25 protein-coding genes are annotated in these 18,684 nt (G+C 71.4%); 20 read left to right on the forward strand and 5 right to left on the reverse strand.

Annotation, left to right across the window (positions count from 1 at the left end):
* Positions 1-10 precede the first annotated feature (10 nt).
* From ACEPPI_RS12865 to ACEPPI_RS12930, 14 genes are all read left to right on the forward strand, one after another.
* Complete coding sequence (locus tag ACEPPI_RS12865) at positions 11-967, forward strand: hypothetical protein (protein WP_373915358.1); 957 nt, start codon at positions 11-13, stop codon at positions 965-967.
* A gap of 40 nt (positions 968-1,007) precedes the next feature.
* Complete coding sequence (gene cpaB, locus ACEPPI_RS12870; RefSeq protein WP_373915359.1) at positions 1,008-1,709, forward strand: Flp pilus assembly protein CpaB; 702 nt, start codon at positions 1,008-1,010, stop codon at positions 1,707-1,709.
* 7 nt (positions 1,710-1,716) lie between these two features.
* The gene (locus ACEPPI_RS12875) at positions 1,717-2,991 is read left to right on the forward strand and encodes a CpaE family protein (RefSeq protein WP_373915360.1); all 1,275 of its coding nucleotides are present in this window, start codon (positions 1,717-1,719) and stop codon (positions 2,989-2,991) included.
* A gap of 60 nt (positions 2,992-3,051) precedes the next feature.
* Positions 3,052-3,381, forward strand: coding sequence for a TadE family protein (locus ACEPPI_RS12880; RefSeq protein WP_373915361.1), 330 nt, complete (start codon positions 3,052-3,054; stop codon positions 3,379-3,381).
* 40 nt (positions 3,382-3,421) lie between these two features.
* Positions 3,422-3,757 (forward strand): TadE/TadG family type IV pilus assembly protein, encoded by a 336-nt coding sequence (locus ACEPPI_RS12885; protein ID WP_373915362.1) that lies wholly within the window; start codon positions 3,422-3,424, stop codon positions 3,755-3,757.
* On the forward strand, positions 3,754-5,100 hold the full coding sequence (locus ACEPPI_RS12890) for a CpaF family protein (RefSeq protein ID WP_371676903.1): 1,347 nt from the start codon (positions 3,754-3,756) through the stop codon (positions 5,098-5,100). The genes ACEPPI_RS12885 and ACEPPI_RS12890 overlap by 4 nt, the downstream gene beginning before the upstream one ends.
* Complete coding sequence (locus tag ACEPPI_RS12895) at positions 5,097-6,035, forward strand: type II secretion system F family protein (RefSeq protein ID WP_373915363.1); 939 nt, start codon at positions 5,097-5,099, stop codon at positions 6,033-6,035. Before ACEPPI_RS12890 ends, ACEPPI_RS12895 begins: the two co-directional genes overlap by 4 nt.
* 16 nt (positions 6,036-6,051) lie before the next feature.
* Entirely contained in the window at positions 6,052-6,954 is a 903-nt protein-coding gene (locus ACEPPI_RS12900; RefSeq protein WP_373915364.1) for a DUF5936 domain-containing protein, read from the forward strand.
* A gap of 102 nt (positions 6,955-7,056) precedes the next feature.
* Positions 7,057-8,100, forward strand: coding sequence for a sensor histidine kinase (locus ACEPPI_RS12905; protein WP_373915365.1), 1,044 nt, complete (start codon positions 7,057-7,059; stop codon positions 8,098-8,100).
* A complete protein-coding gene (locus tag ACEPPI_RS12910; RefSeq protein ID WP_373915366.1) occupies positions 8,097-8,783 on the forward strand; it encodes a response regulator in 687 nt (228 codons plus the stop codon). The genes ACEPPI_RS12905 and ACEPPI_RS12910 overlap by 4 nt, the downstream gene beginning before the upstream one ends.
* Before the next feature lie 110 nt (positions 8,784-8,893).
* The gene (locus tag ACEPPI_RS12915) at positions 8,894-9,139 is read left to right on the forward strand and encodes a hypothetical protein (protein ID WP_373915367.1); all 246 of its coding nucleotides are present in this window, start codon (positions 8,894-8,896) and stop codon (positions 9,137-9,139) included.
* Entirely contained in the window at positions 9,136-9,783 is a 648-nt protein-coding gene (locus ACEPPI_RS12920; protein WP_373915368.1) for a pilus assembly protein TadG-related protein, read from the forward strand. Before ACEPPI_RS12915 ends, ACEPPI_RS12920 begins: the two co-directional genes overlap by 4 nt.
* Positions 9,784-9,830: 47 nt before the next feature.
* Positions 9,831-10,400 carry a hypothetical protein gene (locus ACEPPI_RS12925; RefSeq protein ID WP_373915369.1) on the forward strand — a complete coding sequence of 190 codons (570 nt, stop codon included), beginning with the start codon at positions 9,831-9,833 and terminating at the stop codon, positions 10,398-10,400.
* 4 nt (positions 10,401-10,404) lie between these two features.
* Entirely contained in the window at positions 10,405-11,043 is a 639-nt protein-coding gene (locus ACEPPI_RS12930; RefSeq protein WP_285535539.1) for an OmpA family protein, read from the forward strand.
* Positions 11,044-11,064: 21 nt separating this feature from the next.
* Here ACEPPI_RS12930 and ACEPPI_RS12935 read toward each other — a convergent pair whose 3' ends face one another.
* Positions 11,065-11,595: a TetR/AcrR family transcriptional regulator gene (locus ACEPPI_RS12935; RefSeq protein WP_373915370.1), complete on the reverse strand. Its 531-nt coding sequence runs from the start codon at positions 11,593-11,595 to the stop codon at positions 11,065-11,067.
* Between the two features lie 94 nt (positions 11,596-11,689).
* On the opposite strand from ACEPPI_RS12935, the gene ACEPPI_RS12940 reads away from it, so the two are divergent.
* Positions 11,690-12,109 (forward strand): nuclear transport factor 2 family protein, encoded by a 420-nt coding sequence (locus ACEPPI_RS12940; protein WP_373915371.1) that lies wholly within the window; start codon positions 11,690-11,692, stop codon positions 12,107-12,109.
* Positions 12,110-12,136: 27 nt separating this feature from the next.
* Positions 12,137-12,961 carry an alpha/beta fold hydrolase gene (locus ACEPPI_RS12945; RefSeq protein ID WP_373915372.1) on the forward strand — a complete coding sequence of 275 codons (825 nt, stop codon included), beginning with the start codon at positions 12,137-12,139 and terminating at the stop codon, positions 12,959-12,961.
* 77 nt (positions 12,962-13,038) lie between these two features.
* Here the strand turns inward: ACEPPI_RS12945 and ACEPPI_RS12950 are convergent, their stop codons facing one another.
* Genes ACEPPI_RS12950 through ACEPPI_RS12960 form a run of 3 tightly spaced genes read right to left on the reverse strand, consistent with a single transcriptional unit; the run spans position 13,039 to position 14,302 of the window.
* A complete protein-coding gene (locus ACEPPI_RS12950; RefSeq protein WP_373915373.1) occupies positions 13,039-13,239 on the reverse strand; it encodes a hypothetical protein in 201 nt (66 codons plus the stop codon).
* Between the two features lie 5 nt (positions 13,240-13,244).
* Positions 13,245-13,442 carry a hypothetical protein gene (locus ACEPPI_RS12955; RefSeq protein ID WP_371676891.1) on the reverse strand — a complete coding sequence of 66 codons (198 nt, stop codon included), beginning with the start codon at positions 13,440-13,442 and terminating at the stop codon, positions 13,245-13,247.
* An 11-nt stretch (positions 13,443-13,453) separates the two neighbouring features.
* Positions 13,454-14,302, reverse strand: a complete 849-nt coding sequence (locus tag ACEPPI_RS12960) for a helix-turn-helix domain-containing protein (RefSeq protein WP_373915374.1) — start codon at positions 14,300-14,302, stop codon at positions 13,454-13,456.
* A 192-nt stretch (positions 14,303-14,494) separates the two neighbouring features.
* Here ACEPPI_RS12960 and ACEPPI_RS12965 point away from each other — a divergent pair, with 192 nt between their 5' ends.
* From ACEPPI_RS12965 to ACEPPI_RS12975, 3 genes are all read left to right on the forward strand, one after another.
* Positions 14,495-15,043, forward strand: a complete 549-nt coding sequence (locus ACEPPI_RS12965) for an ATP-binding protein (RefSeq protein ID WP_373915375.1) — start codon at positions 14,495-14,497, stop codon at positions 15,041-15,043.
* Positions 15,044-15,203: 160 nt separating this feature from the next.
* Positions 15,204-15,602: a hypothetical protein gene (locus ACEPPI_RS12970; protein WP_373915376.1), complete on the forward strand. Its 399-nt coding sequence runs from the start codon at positions 15,204-15,206 to the stop codon at positions 15,600-15,602.
* An 89-nt stretch (positions 15,603-15,691) separates the two neighbouring features.
* Positions 15,692-16,333: a hypothetical protein gene (locus ACEPPI_RS12975; RefSeq protein WP_373915377.1), complete on the forward strand. Its 642-nt coding sequence runs from the start codon at positions 15,692-15,694 to the stop codon at positions 16,331-16,333.
* On the opposite strand, the gene ACEPPI_RS12980 is transcribed toward ACEPPI_RS12975, so the two are convergent.
* Entirely contained in the window at positions 16,308-16,898 is a 591-nt protein-coding gene (locus ACEPPI_RS12980) for a TetR/AcrR family transcriptional regulator (RefSeq protein ID WP_373915378.1), read from the reverse strand. The two genes, ACEPPI_RS12975 and ACEPPI_RS12980, sit on opposite strands and share 26 nt — an antisense overlap.
* Positions 16,899-17,027: 129 nt before the next feature.
* On the opposite strand from ACEPPI_RS12980, the gene ACEPPI_RS12985 reads away from it, so the two are divergent.
* Positions 17,028-18,608: an MDR family MFS transporter gene (locus tag ACEPPI_RS12985; RefSeq protein WP_373915379.1), complete on the forward strand. Its 1,581-nt coding sequence runs from the start codon at positions 17,028-17,030 to the stop codon at positions 18,606-18,608.
* The last annotated feature ends 76 nt before the right edge of the window (positions 18,609-18,684 follow it).

The following is an 18,684-nucleotide window of genomic DNA, read 5'->3' on the forward strand; positions in this document are numbered from 1 at the left end:
GGGGATTCGCGTGCCGACCGCCATCGCTGTCACCAGCGCCGACCTGGTGCTGCCCGCCCCCGACCGGCACACCCCCGGCGCCGCCGTCCTGCGCCCGCCCGGCGAGGCCGACCTGGAGGGCGCGCTCGCCGAGACCTCCGCCCTGCTGGAGCTGCACGGCCACCTAGTGGCCGTCGTACCGCCCTGGCTCCCGCCCGCCACCGTGCGCCGGCTGCACACCGTCCGGGCCATCCTGGAGACCGACCGGATCGCGTTCCTCGACATCGATCTGCCGCCCCTGGGCACCGCCGTGCTGGTGCGTCAGCTGCGCCAGCTCACCGTCTGCGACTTCAGCCCCGGGGTCATCGCCTCCGCCGCACGGCTGCTGACCCACTACATCCACGCGGGCGCGCTGCTGGGTACGGTCGCGAAGCTGGACCGGGTCCCCGTCGGGCTCAAGGCCCACGCCCGGTCCTGGTCGCCGAGCGCCCAGTTCGCCGTACTGGCCCACCCGACGCCGCACCTGGCCAGGCTCGGCCCCGCGGGGTCGAAGGGATCGGGGCCGAAGGGATCGGGATCCAAGGCATCGGGATCCAAGGCATCGGGATCGAAGGGATCGGGGCCGCAGGGCGCGCTGCCGCCGGGACCCGGCTTCGCCACCCACCTCACCTTCGCGCGCGGAGCACTGTCCTCCGACTGGGTGACGGCCGAACTGGCCCCCGCCTGGCAGGTGCAGGGCGTCATGGAGAACCCGCTGCCCGCCGACTCCGCCGCCTGGTGGGCCACCCCGAAGCTCGTCGAGTTCGCCGCCGCCATCCCCGACCTGTCCGTGCTCTACCAGCTCGTCGCATCGGTCCGCCGGGAGGAGTGCCGCTGGTGCGGCCTCGAACTCATCGGCGACCGCTGCGGATTCTGCGCCGCACCCCTGGCCGCACCCCCGCCCGAGGCCCCCGCCCGTACCGGCACCCACTCCCGCTCCAGAACCTGACCGGCCCGAACGAACGAAGAACGGCGAGGTAGTACGGCTCATGAACTCACGCCAGCGCCGCGGCGTCATCCTGCTCCTGCTGTCGGTCCTGTGCGCCCTCGCAGCCTTCGCCGGGGTCCTGGTCGTGATCGGCGACGTCAACTCCAAGGTCGGGTCCGAGGTCGTCGCCTACCGCGTCAAGGGCGACATCGCCCCGTACAGCCCGCTCACGGCCGGCCAGTTCGAAGAGGTCAAGGTCCCCAAGCGGTGGCTCTCCGACACCGCCGTCACCGACCTGGGCGGGCTCCAGGGCAAGATCGCGCTCACCACCCTGAAGCGGGGCTCGCTGCTCCAGAGCGACATGTTCGTCGACAAGCCGCAGCTCCAGGCCGGGGAGCAGGAGATCGCCATCATGATCGACGCGGCGACGGGCGTGGCCGGCAAGATCACCTCCGGCGCCAAGGTCAACATCCTGGCCACCTTCAAGGGCGCCAAGGACACCGACCCCGCCCGTTCGGTCATCATCGTCGCCAACGCCCGCGTCCTGGGCGTCGGCAAACTCACCGCCCTCGACAAGGACAGCGACAAGAAGGGCCCCGCCGAGGCCGTTCCGATCACCTTCGCCCTGAACACCAAGGACACCCAGCGCGTGGCGTACGCCGAGTCCTTCGCCGAGCACGTCCGCCTGGCCCTGGTGGCCCCCGGCACCGACTCGACCCCCGGCCCGAGCGACCGCACGTACACCCTCGACGGGGACAAGTGAGGCCCGGATGACCACCCGAATCCTCCCCGCGGCCGGCGACCCGGACGCCGCCCGCGCCATTGTGGCGCTGCTCAGCCAGCTCCCGGACGCCGAGCCCGCCGCTCCCGTCCCCGATTCCACGACCCTCCTCGACACCCTGTTCCGCCTCGCCGCGGACTCCCTGGACGAACTGCCCGAGGTGGTCCTCGTCCACGAACGGATCGGCCCCGTCCCCGCCCTGGAGCTGATCCGCGAAGTCGCCCTGCGCTTCCCCGCCGTCGGCGTGGTCCTGATCTCCTCCGACGCCGGGCCCGCGCTCTTCTCCGCCGCCATGGACTCCGGCGCACGCGGCCTGATCGGCCTCCCCCTCGCCTACGAGGAACTCGCCGCCCGCGTCCATGCCGCCGCCCAGTGGTCCGCGGGCGTACGCCGCCACCTGGGCCGCGGCCCCGAGGCGCCCGCCGGTCCGGGCGGCCGGGTGGTCACCGTCACCGGCGCCAAGGGGGGCGTGGGCGCCACGTTCACCGCGGTGCAGTTCGCGCTGGCCGCCGCCGCGGCGGGCCGGCGCACGGCCCTGGTGGACCTGGACCTCCAGGCCGGGGACGTGGGCTCGTACCTCGACGTGCAGTTCCGGCGCTCCATCGCCGACCTCGCCGGCATCCAGGACATCTCCCCGCGCGTCCTGCAGGACGCCGTCTACGAGGACCGCACCGGCCTGGCCCTGCTGCTGGCCCCGGCGGACGGGGAGCGGGGCGAGGAGGTCGACGAACGGGCCGCCCGGCACGTCATCGGCGCCCTGCGCGCCCGCTACGAGCTCGTCGTCATCGACTGCGGCAGCCAGGTGACGGGCGCGAACGCCACCGCCGTGGAACTCGCCGACCTGGCCGTCATGGTCACCACCCCGGACGTGGTCGCCGTGCGGGCGGCGAAGCGGACGGTCCGGATGTGGGAGCGGCTCCAGGTGCGCAAGGCCGAGGACACCACGATGGTGGTGAACCGCTGGAGCAGGCACACCGAGATACAGCCCTCCCTGATCGAGAAGATCACCAAGACCCGCCCCACCCGCACCCCGGTCCCCGCCGCCTTCAAGGAACTCCAGGCGGTGGTGGACGCGGGCCGGGTGCAGGACCTCGACAACCGCTCGACGGTGAAGCAGGCCCTGTGGACCCTGGCCGGCGAACTGGGTCTCCTCGCCGCCCCCGACGCCCCGGCGGGATCCCCGGCCCCCGCCGGCTCCGGCTCCGCCCTCGCCCTCCGCGCGGCCGGCCCGATGGCCCGCCTGCGGCGCGGCCGGGAGGGCTGAGCGGTGACCGCGCGGGGGTCCGTACGCGGGGGGCGGGGGTGGTGCCGGGACCGGGGGCAGGTGGCCGTCGAGTTCGTCGGCATGGTCCCGCTCATCCTGCTGCTCGTGGCGGCGGTGTGGGAGTGCGTGCTGATCGGCTACGCCTTCTCCCTTGCCGGGAACGCGGCGGACCAGGGGGCGCGGGCGGGGGCGGTGAAGGGGCGCAGGGAGTGCGTGGCCGCGGCGTCCAAGTACATCGGGAGCAGCTGGAACATGGGTACCCCCGACTGCCGCAGGGAAGGCGACGTCTACAAGGCGACGGTCACGCTCCAGATCCCCGTCCTCTTCCCCGGGCTCGGTTTCGACGGGATCGACGGCACGGCCGGCGCGGCGATGGAACGGGAGGAGTGACATGAGACGACGACGGCACACCCGTTCCGACCGTGGCCAAGTGGCCATCGAATACATCGGCTTCGTCCCGATCCTGCTGTTCGTCGCGCTCTGCGGGATCCAGCTGGGCTGGATCGCGTACGTCCACGAGCAGGCGGACACGGCGGCGCGGGCGGCGGCGCGGGTGGAGGCCCAGCACCGCGGCCGGGGCGAGGCGGCGGGGCTCGCCGCGATCCGGTCGGGCCTTGCGGCGACGGTGTCCGTGCCCGGCGGCGCTGACGCCATCACCGCGACCGTGACCATCAAGGTCAACTCCATCATCCCCGGCCTCGACCTCCCGGACGCCACGGCCACCGCCGTCATGCCCAACACCGACCCGGACGGAGCCCGACCGTGAGCCTGCGTTCCCGGGTCAGCACCCCCGACGACCGCCACAGCCCCCGCGAGGACGGCCGCCTGGTCTCCTCCTACCGGGCCAAACTCCTCGAAGAGATCGACCTCGCCGAGATGTCCGCGCTCGCGCCCGCCGAGCGCCGCGCGCGCCTGGAACGCGTACTCGGGCACATCATCAGCCGCGAGGGCCCGGTCCTGTCCACCGCCGAACGCGCCCAGCTGATCCGCCGCGTCGTCGACGAGGCCCTCGGGCTCGGCGTCCTCGAACCGCTCCTCGAAGACGCCTCGATCTCCGAGATCATGGTCAACGGCCCCGACCAGATCTTCGTCGAACGCTCCGGCCGGGTGGAGCAGCTCCCGATCCGCTTCGCCTCGCACGAGCAGCTGATGCAGACCATCGAGCGCATCGTCTCCACCGTCAACCGCCGCGTGGACGAGGCCAATCCGATGGTCGACGCGCGCCTGCCCAGCGGCGAGCGCGTCAACGTCATCATCCCGCCGCTCTCCCTCACCGGCGCCACCCTCACCATCCGCCGGTTCCCGCGCGCCTTCACCCTGCCCGAGATGATCGCCCTCGGCTCCCTCGACGAGCAGATGCTCCTGCTCCTGTCCGGGCTGGTGCAGGCGAAGCTGAACCTGATCGTGTCCGGGGCCACCGGCACCGGCAAGACCACCCTCCTCAACGCCCTCTCCGGGCTCATCCCGGAGGGCGAGCGCATCATCACCATCGAGGACTCCGCCGAACTCCAGCTCCAGCAGGCGCACGTGATCCGCCTCGAATCCCGCCCCGCGAACGTGGAGGGCAAGGGCCAGATCACCATCCGCGACCTCGTACGCAACTCCCTGCGCATGCGCCCCGACCGCATCATCGTCGGCGAGGTGCGCGGCGGCGAGACCCTCGACATGCTCCAGGCCATGTCCACCGGCCACGACGGCTCCCTCGCCACCGTCCACGCCAACAGCTCCTCGGACGCGCTCACCCGCCTGCAGACCCTCGCCTCCATGTCGGAGGTGGAGATCCCCTTCGAGGCGCTCCAGGACCAGATCAACAGCGCCGTCAACGTCATCGTGCAGCTCACCCGCTTCGGTGACGGCTCGCGCCGCATCACGGAGATCTCCATCCTCGAATCCCACGGCCGCGAGCCCTTCCGGATCACCACCGTCTGCCGCTACGTGGCCCAGCCCATGGGCGCCGACGGACGCGTGCACGGCTACTTCGCGTACGCCCCCCTGCCCCGCCGGATCGCGGAGCGCCTCTACATGAACAGCCAGCCGATCCCCCAGGCCTTCGGCGTCGCACAGCCCGACGCCCTCCTCGACCCGCTCACCCCCCGGACCGTCCTGTGAACGACCTCGTCCTCCTCACCCTCGGCGCCACCCTGCTCGCCGGCCTGTTCACGGCCCTCGGAGTGCACGCCTACTCGGCCGGGCTCGCCCAGCGCGCCGCCCTCATCGAACGCCTCTCGGCGAGCGGCGAACCCCCGCCGACCGGACGCAGGCGCCGCTTCCGCGGCGTCGACCGCCGCCTGCGCAGGACGGCGCTGGGCCGCCGCATCGAACTGAAACTGGCGACCACGGGACTGGACCTCACCCCGGGCGAGTTCTTCGTCTACATGCTGCTGGCCGTCGCCGGCACCTGGCTGGTCTGCTCCTCCCTGCTGGCCCCGTTCTTCGGCCCGGTGGCCGGACTGATCGGCCTCTGGTCCGCCAACGCCTTCCTGAACTGGCAGCGCGCCCGCCGCACCGAACGCTTCATCAACCAGCTCCCCGAACTGGCCCGGATCCTCGCCAACGCCACCCAGGCCGGCCTCGCCCTGCGCACCGCCATCGGCATGGCGGCGGAGGAACTGGAGGCCCCGGCGGGCGAGGAACTGGCCCGGGTCGCGGACCGCCTCGCCGTCGGGCACTCCATCGAGGAGTCCCTCGGGGAGATCGTCGACCGGCTCCCGTCCCGCGAACTGGTCGTCCTCGTCTCCACCCTGGTCCTCTCCGCCCGTGCGGGCGGCGCCATCGTGGGCAGCCTGCGCAACCTCACGGTGACCCTGGAGCAGCGCAAGGAGACCCGCCGGGAGATCCGTACGCAGCTCTCGCAGGTGACGGTGACGGCGTACCTGGTCCCGGCCATCGGACTGGGCTCGCTGCTGCTGGTGAACGCGATGATGCCGGGCGCCCTGGACCGGATGACCGGCGCGCTGGTCGGGCAGGTCGCGGTGATCGTCGCCCTGGGGCTCTTCGCGCTGGGCTTCGTCCTGATCCGCCGGCTGTCGAAGATCGACGTGTGAGGGGGCCGACGCCGCGATGACCGCCTACCTCCCCCTCCTCCTCGCCCTGGCCGTGGCCCTGTCCGTCTTCGGCGCCCTGCACGGCATCCGCCTCTACCGCGCCGACGTCAAACTCCCGACCGACCTCGCCCTGGCCCTGGAGGTCGGCGCCACCCGCACCACCGCCGTCGGCTCGCTCGTGGACCGCCTCGGCATCCGCTGGGCGCCGCTGGTGCTGCGGCTGATGGGCGCCAAGCAGGTGGCCCGCAAGCGCCGCCAGATCGACATGGCGGGCAACCCGGCCGGCCTCACCATCGACCGCTACGCCGCCCGGCGCGCGGTCTACGGGTTCCTGGGCGGACTCGGCGCCCTGGCCATGCTGATGAACGGACAGTGGGTAGCGGCACTCCTCATGATCGCTTTCGGGCTGTTCTGGATCGAGTTCGGTCTGTGGTCGGCCGTGCGTGTCCGCCGGGACCACATCGAGCGGATCCTCCCGGACTTCCTCGACGTGCTGGCGGTGGTGGTCAGTGCCGGGCTCGGCTTCCGGCAGGCGCTGGACCGGGTGGCGGACAAGTACGAGGGCCCCTGGTCGGACGAGATCCGCATCACCCTGCAGCGGATGGACATGGGAGTCAGCCGCCGCCAGGCGTTCGACGAGCTGCGCAGACGCAACGACTCAGAACAGGTCGCCCAGTTCGTCACCGCCCTCCAGCAGGGCGAGGAACTGGGCTCGCCGATCGTGGACACCCTCATCGCCATCGCCGAGGACATGCGGCGCACCGACGCGCAGAACGCCCGCCGACGCGCGGCGCGGGCCGTTCCGAAGGCGACGTTTGCGGTGACCATGTTCATGCTGCCGGGCACACTGATCCTGCTCGTCTGCGGGTTCGTCTACGGAGCCAACGTGGACTTCGGCGCACTGCTCGGGGGCGGGTGAGCGGCCATGACCGCACTGCACTTACCTGCGCTGCACGGGGCGGAGGGGCGGAACACGGCTACCGCCCCTTCCCTCGCGGTCCAAGCCAATGCCCTCCAGGCGTTGAGCCGACAGGTCTTCGCGTTCCGGCTGGTCATGATCGCTCTTGGCGCGCCGTTCGCACTCGGCCACACCGCACCTGGAGCGCCGGCGTGCCTGGTGTCCGGCGCGCTGCTGGCCACCTTCATGCTGTCCTACGTCCTCTTCCGCGACTGGGAGCGCTTCGGGCCGCTGCTGCTGCGCCACCGCTGGCTGCTGGCGGTGGACATGGCCCTGAGCGGGCTCCTCCTGATCGTGGCCACCCCCACCTCCCCGGTCGGACTGGTCGCCCTGTGCACCCCGCTGCTGGCCGGGCTGGTCTACGGATGGCGGGGCTCGGCGGTGTACGCGGCCGCGCAGGCGGTGGCGGTGGCCGCGCTGGGCGGCGGCTTCGTGCTCTGCCTGCTGTGCGTGGTGGCCGGGGCCGCCGGATCCGGGCTGCGGGAGCTGCTGCTGCGCTTCGGGGCGGCCGTACGGAGCCTGGCGGCGGCCGAGGCGGTCCGGGACGAGCGGGAGCGGCTGGCCCGGGAGATGCACGACTCGGTGTCCAAGACCCTCCACGGCCTGGCGCTGGCCGCCGACGCCCTCGCCCGGACCCCCGACCCGGCGGCGATCCGCCGCCAGGCCGAACTGGTCGCGGACGCGGCCCGCCGCGCCTCCGCGGAGTCCCGGGCCCTGCTGACGGAGCTGCGCGTGCCCGGCGCCGCCCTCCTGCCGGGGCTGCGCGCCCTGGACGCGGAACTCCGCACCACGGGCACGCTGCCCGTCCTCCCCCCGGGGGTGGTGCACCAGCTCCTGGCCGTCGCCGGGGAGGCCGTGGAGAACGCCCGCCGCCACGCGGGGGCCTCGCGCGTCGAGATGTCGCTGTGCGCGGGGCCGACGACGCTCACGGTGACGGTCGAGGACGACGGCGTCGGCCTGCCCCCCGTGCTGCCGGCCGGGCACTTCGGGGTGCTCGGCATGAGGGAACGCGCGCGGGCCATCGGCGCCGCCTTCGAGGTCGGCCCCCGCACCACGGGCCCCGGTACCCGGATCCGCCTGACCCTGCCGACGGGGGGCCGCACGTGAGCGCCCTGCGCGTCCTGATCGCCGACGACAACCCGGTCGTCCGCGCGGGCCTGAGCAGCCTGCTGGCCACCACCGACGACCTCGTGGTCGTGGCGGAGGCCCGGGACGGCCACGAGGCCCTCCACCTGACCCGGCTCCACAGCCCGGACGTGATCCTGCTGGACGTCCGCATGCCGGGAGTCGACGGCATCTCGGCCCTGCCGCACCTGGTGTGCCTGGCACCCGTGCTGATGCTGACGTACAGCCAGGAGCCCGATGTCGTCCGCGAGGCACTGCTGTTGGGCGCGGGCGGCTACCTGGTCCACGGCGAGTTCACCCCCGACGACCTCTTGCGCGCGGTCCGCGACACCCGCGACGGCCGCGCCCATTTCACCCCGACGGCGGCGACCGCCGTGCTCGCGGAACTCCGGTCCTCTTCGCAACAGCAACGAAGTGTGGGACAGTCTACGGAGCGCGTGCACAACTCCGTTACTTTTGGGCTGAGTTCGCGGGAGGTGGAGATCATGGACCTGATCGCGTCCGGCATGAACAACCAGCAGATCGCCGGCGCCTGCTTCATCAGCGAGAAAACGGTCAAGAACCACATCAACCGCATCTTCGCCAAACTCCGGAGCACCTCCCGCAGCGAGGCGATAGCCCGCTGGCTGGGAACCGCCCGTCCAGGGGTGACCGGCCATGGGTAGACGGAGTGCGCAGTGGGTCCGTATTTGGGCCCCGGGACCCTTGGTTATCACTGGTAACTCCCCGTACCGTCCGCCCATCAACGGTGACACCGGCCCGGGAGGGGACCCCCATGTCACACAACTCGCTACTGAAGGCATCGGTCGAGGCGAAGCTCCGCCTGAACGGCTGGACGGACACGGCGGTGGCACGTCTCCGCAAGCGCTACGCGAATCCCGACCGGGGCCAGACCGCGTTCGAGTACCTGGGCATCATCCTGGTGGTGATCGTCATCATCGGGGCGATCGTCGGATCGGGCATCGGGACGGCGATCACGAACCGGATTTCCCAAGCCGTCGAGGACATCACCGCCGGGTGATCGGGAAGAAGTCGCGCGACCTGGGGCAGGCATTCCCCATCTACATCGTGATGGTGGCGTGCCTGCTCTTCGCCGCGCTCGCCTTCTTCGTGGTCGGCCAAGCGTCGGTGACGCGCAGCAACGGGCAGGGCGCGGCAGACGCGGCGGCGCTGGCGGCCGCTCGTGATGCGAGGGGCCATCTGGTCCCAGGACTCGACCTCACCACGCTCCCGCCCGCGGGTTGGGAGGCGCTGCTCGCGGGAAATCGCTTCGACCTCTCACGTGCCTGTGCCGGAGCCGAGAGTTTCGCGGCTCAGAACGATGCTGTGGCGACCTGCGCACCGCTCGGCCTGCGATTCAAAGTGGCTGTCGTCACGAACGGAACCGTCGGTGATTCTGTGATTCCGGGAACGGCCGGTGTGCATGGCAGGGCGGAGGCCACCGCGGAGGTCGAACCGCGGTGCCACCTTGGGGCCGCCCCCGTACCTACTCCCGTCCCCACCCCCACGCCGTCCTCTGGGGGGACGGCGACGGGCGGGCCCGAGAGGCCCGGGTCGATTTCGATCGTGTGTGAGGGGGCTGACGATCTCACCTTCGATCCTTCGAAGCCCGAACCCTGGGACAAGTTGGCCAGGGCCCTGTTCAAGGTCCGACTGGTCGACTGATGGTGCACGAGACAGATAAGGAAGCGGCGTAGATGAGGATTCGGCACGTGGTGAAGGCGCGCACGGGAGCTGCCGCTGTGGCGGCGGTCATGGTTCTCGCCTTGGCCGGGTGCGGCAATGGCGATGACGAGAAGCCCAAGTCGCAGGCTCCGTCAGCTGGGCAGCCCTCCGCGGGCAAGTCGCAGAAGTCACCGTCGGCCGCAGGTCAGAGTTCGGCACCCGTCGAGGTGATCGCAACGTCGGCCGGTCCGGAAGGAATTGTCCTCACGCTGAACTCCGCCGTCCGTGATCAAGGCGGATTCCTGACCATCAGCGGGCAGATCAAGAACGGCGGAACGTCGGCCTTCGTGCAAACAGCGGCTTGGCGCGGGGATGAGAAGAGCGCGAGCGCCGCGTCCGTGGCCGGCGCCACGCTGACCGACAAGGCCGGCAAGAAGCGCTACTACGTGCTCCGGGACACGGAGAGCAGGTGCCTCTGCACGAGCGGAATCACACGCATCGCCGCAGGCGAGACCATTCCCTTCTTTGCACAGTTCCCCGCGCCTCCTGCTTCGACCACCGAGGTGGACTTCAACCTCCCCACCTTTGCCATGGCCACCGTCAAACTCTCCGGGTGACCTCATGACCACACGCCACCGCGCAGCCGCCGCCACAGCCGTTTCGGCCCTGATCATCGCCGGGGCCCACCTGATCGGTGCCACCGCCGCCCACGCCGACGACGTCAAGCCGTCCACGCCGCCCGGCACCGAGCCGTCCGCCTCGGCGCCCGTGCCGATCGACTCCGCCTCGCCGGGGCTCAAGATCCCCCAGGGCGGCACCCTCGCCCCCGCCAAGGTGCTCGACATCGCCGAGGTCGTCGAGGACCTCGGTGGGGAGCAGCGGCGGCAGGAGACCAATCAGACCGTGATGATGGCCCTCCAGTCCGAGGTGCTCTTCCCCGAGAACAGCGCCGTCTTCAACGCCCAGGCCGCCGCCCGCATCCAGGCCATCGCCAACGAGATCAACACCCAGAAGGCTACCCGCGTCCGCGTCTTCGGCTTCACCGACGACCAGGGCAGCTACGAGCACGGCCAGGAGCTCAGCAAGCAGCGCGCCGACGCCGTGCAGGCGGAGCTGGCCAAGACCGTCACCGCCCCCGGGGTCACCTACGACGTCCGCGGCTACAGCGAGGACTACCCGATCGCCGACAACAGCACCGAGGAGGGCCGCAAGAAGAACCGGCGCGTCGAGATCACCTTCCCCCGCAGCACCGGCGGTTAGCCGGTCGGCCGGTCGGCCCCGTCAGCCCGTCAGGCGTTCCGCCATCGCGCGCGCCCTGCGCGCCGGCTCCGGGCCCGGGGAGAGGGTGGCCACCGTGATCGCGCCCTCGACCAGGATCAGCAGCTCGTCGGCCGTGTCGGGGGAGTCCGGGACGAGTTCCGCCAGCAGTGCGCGCAGTTCCGCCTTGTGGCGGCGTACGGCGTCGAGGACCCCGGGCGGGCCCCCGGCGCCCAGTTCCCCGTACGCGTTCTGGAAGGCGCAGCCCCGGAAGTCCGGCTCCGAGAACCACCGTTCCAGCCAGTCGAAGACCGCGCCGACCGGCTGTGGGGCCCCCGTGACCGCCTCCCGTAGGCTCCCCGTCCAGCGCCGGTCGCGCCGTTCCAGGTAGGCCGTGACCAGGGCTTCCTTCGCCGGGAAGATCCGGTACAGCCGCTTCAGCGGCACCCCCGAGCCGGCGCGGATGCGGTCCATGCCGACGGCCTGGATGCCGTGCGCGTAGAACAGCTCCTCCGCCGCGTCCAGCAGCCGGGTGCAGGCCTCTTCCTCGTCCATGGGGGCAGCGTAGCCCAGTCGGCCTTGCCGTGAGAACGATCGTTCTCGTACAGTGGAGAACGATCGTTCTCTACTGATCGAGAGGGAACCCCGCATGACCGTTTCCGTCCGCCCGCCACTGCCGCCCTTCACCGAGGAATCCGCCCGAGCCAAGGTCCAGGCCGCCGAGGACGCCTGGAACAGCCGCGACCCCGAGCGCGTCGCGCTCGCCTACACGGAGGATTCCGTCTGGCGCAACCGCGACCGCTTCCTCACCGGCCGGGCCGAGATCCGCGCCTTCCTCGCCGACAAGTGGGAGCGCGAGCTGGACTACCGGCTCCGCAAGGAACTGTGGGCGTACACCGGCAACCGCATCTCGGTCCGCTTCGAGTACGAGTGGCACGACACCGCCGGCCAGTGGTGGCGCAGCCACGGCAACGAGCAGTGGGAGTTCGACCCCGACGGCCTGATGCGCCGCCGCGAGGCCAGCATCAACGACGTCCCGATCGCCGCCGCCGAGCGCCGGCTCGCCTGATCCCGCCCGGTGCGGTTCCGTGGAGTCATGGCAGAGGTCCGCGCGAACGGCACCACCCTCTTCTACGAGGCCACCGGCGAGGGCGAGCCCCTCGTCCTGGTCCACGGCTCCTGGAGCGACCACGACGGCTGGCGGGCCGTCGTGCCCCGCCTCGCGGAGCGGTCGCCGCTGTGCGTGGTGGCGTACGACCGCCGGGGCCACAGCCGCAGCGAGCGCCCGCCGGGGCCGGGCAGCCGGGTGGAGGACGAGGAGGACCTGGCCGCGCTCATCGAGGCCCTCGGCCTCGCTCCGGCGCACGTGGCCGGGAACTCCTTCGGCGCCTCCACCGCCCTCGGGCTCGCCGCCCGCCGTCCGGAGCTCTTCCGCAGCGTCACGGCGCACGAGCCCCCGCTCCTCGGCGTCGTCGCCGACGACCCCGCCCTCCGGCCGCTGATGGAAGCCACCCGGCTCCGGATCGAGGGGGTCCTCACCGAGCTGCGCGCGGGCGACGACCGGGCGGGGGCCCGCCGCTTCGTGGAGGAGGTCGCCTTCGGCGAGGGGATGTGGGAGCGGCTGCCGGAGGGGCTGCGCGAGACGTACGTGGCCAACGCGCCCACCTTCGCGGACGAGCAGGCCGACCCGGCCTGGGCCGACCTGGACCTCACCCGTCTCTCCCGCTACACCGGCCCCGTGCTGCTGACCCGGGGCACCGAGAGCCCGCCCTGGTTCCCCGTGATCATCGACCGGCTCGCCGCCGCACTGCCGCAGGCCCGGGTCAGGGTGCTGGAGGGCGCGGGCCACGTCCCGCACGTCTCCCACCCCGACCTCTACGTGGACAACCTCGCGGCCTTCCTCACCGGCGCGGCGGACTGACCCGGAGCCCCGGAGGCCGCTACTCCGCGGCCACGATGCGCTCCACCGCGGCCGTCACCGGTTCCTCGCGCTCCGCCTCACTCGCCGCCCAGCAGGTGGTCGGCCTTCCCGGCCTTGATGTCGCGGATCAGCCGGCGCAGTGACTCCGTCGAGTCGGTGAGGCAGGCGGCTTCGGCCCCGGCGACGGCGATGTAGCTGTTCCCGTCCCCGTCGACCCCGATCCGGTAGCAGGAGTTCCCCTCGCCGCAGAAGGGTTCTTCCCAGGCCACATCGGCCATTCCGGTCAGCCTTCCAGCAGGTGGTCGGCCTTTCCGGCCTTGATGTCGCGGATCAGCTGGCGCAGTGACTCCGTCGAGTCGGTGAGGTAGGCGGCTTCGGCCCCGGCGACGGCGATGTAGCTGTTCCCGTCCCCGTCGACCCCGATCCGGTAGCAGCTCGCTCCTTCGCCGCAGAAGGCGTCTTCCCAGGTGATGTCGGCCATCGGTCGTCCTCTCAGAGTTGGCGGGCCAGGCTGTGGATGAAGTCCCGAGACGCCTCGGGGGAGAGGCTGAGGCTCTCCATCCAGTCCAGCTGGGCCCGGTACTTGCGCAGTTGTGTTTCCGCGTACAGGAAATCGGGGCCGTGAGAGTTGTCGACCTGTACGGTGTCGAGCCGCGTGGTCGGGCCCTCCGCGTAGAGCACGGTCTGACCGGCGCCAGGAAAGCCGTCGGCGTCGAACGGCAGGACGCGCACGGTCAGGTTCTCCTGCCATGACCGTTCCAGCAAGTGTTCGAGCTGGGCGCGGAGGACCACCCGTCCGCCGAACTGCATGTGCAGGGCCGCCTCGTGCACGATGGCCACGAACTCTCCCGCACCCGCGTCGTCCAAGACCTGCTGGCGAGCGGCCCGGAATGCCAGACGCAGGGCGACCTCGTCCTCCGGCAGGGCGGGGATGACCATGCGGAACACGGCGAGAGCGTGGTCGGAGGTCTGCAACAGACCCGGCATGTGGACGGAGAACGCCCCGCGCATCCGAGTGCTGTGGGCCTCCAGTTCCGCGATGTCCAGGAACCCCTGGGGGAGCTGGCCGCGGTAGCGGTCCCACCAGCCGCGACCCGGTGAGGCCAGTGTCATCAGGCCCGCGAGGTGCTTCTCGTCGGTCACCGAGCAGTTGCAGGCCAGTGTGCGCAGGCGCTCCGTGGAGATCGCGCGGGTCCCGGACTCCATCGCGGAGATGGCTCCCCGGTCCACGCCCAGGAGTCCGGCGGCGTATTCGGCCGAGATCCCGGCCGATGTGCGCATCCTGCGCAGCTCGTACCCCAGCCTTTTCTGGCGTTCCGTCGGTGTGGTCCTCGCGGTCATGCCGTGCAGTCTCGCGTGTCGAGGGCCGCCTGGCCACGAACGGGTGATTTCTCCCGTCGTGCGGGCCAAATTTGGCCCATGCCGCACTACGTTGGACAACGCACCGCTCACGCAGGGAAGTTGAAGTGCATCGCCGCAGCATGCCTCGGGCCTCGGCGACGAGCCACGCTCCCCGTGCCGTGTGAGCCATCCGTGCGCGTCGAACTCGCCTTCGTCCACGTCGACTTCAGGGAGTCCGTCATGTTCAGCGCCCTTTCCGCCTGCCCGCCGCCCCGGCCCGTCGCGGGTGGGTGTGAGCCGCCCGCGCCCGATGGGCTCGCGTGCAGCCTCACCGTGCCCGGGGCCCCGTGCAGTGCCCAGATCGCGCGGAGCGCCGTACGGTCCGTGCTGCATGCCTACCGGCTCGATCCCCTCGCGCCCGCCGCGCTCCAGGTCACCGGGGAACTCATCGCCACCACCTGGCACTTGGAGCCCGGCCGGAGCCTCTACCTCTCCGTCCGCTACCGCGACGACGCGCTGCGCCTCAGCGTCTACGACGGCCACGCCCCCCATTCCCACCCCCGCCTGGCCGCCCACTGCGAGGCCCGGCGGCGGGCGGGGCTGCGGGTGATGGCGGCCGTCGTGCGGGACTGCGGCGGGGCGTGGGGGTTCGGGGAGTCGCGTGAGCCCGGGGGTGGCACCCGTACCTGGGCGAGCCTGCCCCACGCCGGGGCTGTCGGCTATCTCCCCTGTCAGACGTGACCTCCACCGCGACGGAGCGCGACAGCCTCCTGGTTGACTGTCGGGACTTCGTGCGCACGGTGCGCCCGGACATCGGAGCGGGGGTCTGACGATGGGGCGTCTGTGGGACAGGTGGACCGGTACGAAGCACCCTGCCGCGGGGATCAGGCCCCTGCCCGGCGTGGAGGTGCGGGAAGCGCTGCTCGCGCTCAACGGGCCCGACGCGCCGTTCCGGTTGCGCCACGGGTATCCCAAGGAGAGGGCGGACCTGGTGGCGGAGCGGCGGATCCCGGAGCTGAAGCTGACCGTCAAGATCCGCATGCGGCTGGTTCCGGCGACCCGCGAGGTGCGTGTGCTCGAAGAGCAGTGGGGGAACGTGTCGCACGAGTACTCCGACTGGCAGTACGGCCGTGGGGGCGCGACCCTGGTCGCCAGGGAGTGGAAGTTCGAGAAGGGCCCCGACGGCCGTCGCCGCTTCGTGGAGACGTTCCGGTACAGCTCGCGGGACATGAAGGACCCCCTGCGGGACACCGTCCTCGCCGCCGGGTGGACCTGGCGCGGAGTGCTGCTCAAGTGGTGAGCGGTCCGCAGGCCTCGGTCGGGTGAACATCCCCTGACGGGACGGCTGTTCGTGTTGTTGCCGCCCGCCCGGCCGGTCAGGATGCGGGCATGGTGACGGATGGCAGACGGAACCTCGCCGGTGCGGTCTTCGCCGTCGTGCTGATGGGGGCCGCCCTCTGGTGGGTCTCGCTCCCGGACTCCGTGCGGGTGCCCGCCCGGACCTGTGGGGGTGTGCTGCCGGGGAGGGAGGTCGCCGCGCTGCTGCCGTCGAGGACGCGCGGCGGGGGGTACGCGGAGTCCCGGGAGCCCGTGCGGGCCGACGGCGACTCCTGGTGCCGGATGACCGCCGGGGGCGGCGCCCTCTGGGCCGGCCACCACTGGCTCACCCCCGAGGACGCCCGCAGCCGGGTGCGGGGCAACGCCCCCGTCCGGCTGGCGGAGGTCGAGGGGTACGCGAACGACTACGCGGCGGTCCTCTACCTGCCCTGCCGGGCCCCCGCCGGCGCCGAGGCCCGCTGGCTCGCGGTCACCGCGTACCGGAGGGAGAGCCAGGTGGCGGGGGAGGGGGTGCCGCCCGGCAGCGCGCAGCCGCTGGCCGCCCTCGCCGCCGACGCGGCCCGCCACCTCGCCCCGCTCCTGCCCTGCGACCTCGGCTTCCGGCTCGCCCCCGGCCCCCCGGTCGCGGGCACGTCCGTCGTCGAACCGGCCACCCCCGCGGCGGTCGCTACTCCGCCTGGTGGGCCCGGGTGATCAGGTCGGTGGCCACCTCCAGGGCGGCCTGGCGGGTCTCCTCCGGGTCGCCCTCCACGTGCTGGAGGAACATCATCCCCGCGTGCAGGGTGAACAGGGCGCTCACGCAGCGCACCTGGTCCGCCAGTGGCCCGTCGTCCGTGCGCAGCAGTTCCACCAGGGTGAAGAGCCGCTTCTTGACGGTCTCGCCGATGCTGAGCTCCCGCATCGTCGCCTGGTTCTCCTGCATGAAGCGGTACAGCTGTGCGCCCGACGCCATGGCCTCGCTGTACCGGCGCAGCACTTCCCGCTTGGTCTCCAGCGTCCGGGGCTGCCCCTGGGCCCACTCGATCAGCTCGTCGATCGGCCGCGTCGAGTCCTCGAAGACACTGATGATGATGTCTTCCTTGGTCTTGAAGTGGTAGTAGAGCGCCGCCTTGGTGACGTCCAGCCGCTCCGCGATCTCCCGCAGGGAGGTCTTCTCGTACCCCTGCTCGGCGAAGAGTTCCAGCGCGACGTCCTGGATGCGCTGGCGCGTGTTTCCGCGCTTGGCCTGCGGAGCGGTTCCGCTGGAACTGCTGGACATGACTCTCCCCACGAGAACTTACTTGACGCCCGGCTAGTAGCAGGACTACCTTCCCCAGTGTAGTGAACTAGCCGGGCGGCAAGTAAGTGCCCGACCGAACGAAGAACTGTCAGTACCAGGGGAGTGGACATGAGCGAGACGGTCAAGCAGGCGGACGCGCCGGGGGAGGCGAAGCCGCGCAGCGTGCGCGTCGTGCTCATGGCACTCATGATCGCCATGCTGCTCGCCATGCTAGACAATATGATCATCGGGACCGCGATGCCGACCATCGTCGGTGAGCTCGGTGGTCTGGAGCATCTCTCCTGGGTGGTCACCGCCTACACCCTGGCGACCGCGGCCTCCACCCCCATCTGGGGCAAGATCGGTGACATGTACGGGCGCAAGGGCTCGTTCCTCACCTCGATCGTCATCTTCCTCATCGGCTCCGCCCTCAGCGGCATGGCCCAGGACATGGGTCAGCTGATCGGCTTCCGCGCGATCCAGGGTCTGGGCGCCGGCGGTCTGATGGTCGGCGTCATGGCGATCATCGGCGACCTGATCCCGCCCCGTGAGCGCGGCAAGTACCAGGGCATGATGGCCGGCGTGATGGCCCTCGCCATGATCGGCGGCCCGCTGGTCGGCGGCACCATCACCGACCACATGGGCTGGCGCTGGGCCTTCTACATCAACCTCCCGCTCGGCGCCGTCGCCCTCGCGATGGTCACGGCCGTGCTGCACCTGCCCAAGAAGAAGACGCAGGGGAAGATCGACTACCTGGGCGCCGCCCTGCTGACCGTCGCCATCACCTCGACCGTCCTCGTCACCACCTGGGGCGGCACCGAGTACGCCTGGGGTTCCGCGGAGATCATCGGCCTGATCGTCGTCGGCCTGCTCTCGCTCGCCGCCTTCCTCTACGTCGAGACCAAGGCCGCCGAGCCGGTCATGCCGCTGCACATCTTCCGCAGCCGCAACTTCACGCTCATGTCCGTGATCGGCTTCCTCGTCGGCTTCGCGATGTTCGGCGGCGTGCTCTACCTGCCGCTCTTCCAGCAGTCGGTGCAGGGTGCCTCCGCCACCAACTCGGGTCTGCTCCTCCTGCCGATGCTGCTCTCGATGATGGTCATCTCGCTCGTCGCGGGCCGGATCACCACCAGCAGCGGCCGGTACAAGATCTTCCCGATCATCGGCGGCGCGCTGATGGTCGTCGGGCTCTTCCTGCTCGCCTCCATGGACACCGGCACCACCCGCCTGGTCTCCGGCCTCTACATGGCCGTCCTCGGCGCCGGTCTCGGCTTCCTGATGCAGATCACCATGCTGGTCGCGCAGAACAGCGTGGACATGAAGGACATGGGCGTCGCCTCTTCCTCGGCCACCCTCTTCCGCACCCTGGGTGGCTCCTTCGGCGTGGCCCTCATGGGCTCGCTCTTCACCACCCAGGTCACGGACACCATGTCCGAGCGGCTCGGCCCGCAGGCCGCCAAGGCCGCCGGTTCCGCCCAGCTGGACGCGGCGAGCCTGGCCAAGCTGCCCGAGGCCGTGCGCGACGCCTACCAGCATGCGGTGGCCGCGGGTACGCACTCTGCGTTCCTGCTGGGCGCGGGCATCGCCGTAGTGGGCTTCGCGCTCGCCTGGCTGGTCAAGGAGGTCCCGCTGCGGGGCGCCGGTCCGGCCCAGGCCGGCGGCGAGGGCGCCAAGTCCGCGCCGGCTCCGCAGGACTCCTTCGCGCACTGAGTCCAGCCGTACGCGACGAACGAAGGAACACACGGGCCCGGCCCGGGGAGGGATCCCCGGGCCGGGCCCGTTCCTC

This window comes from Streptomyces sp. AB3(2024), assembly GCF_041862025.1.
GTDB lineage: Bacteria > Actinomycetota > Actinomycetes > Streptomycetales > Streptomycetaceae > Streptomyces.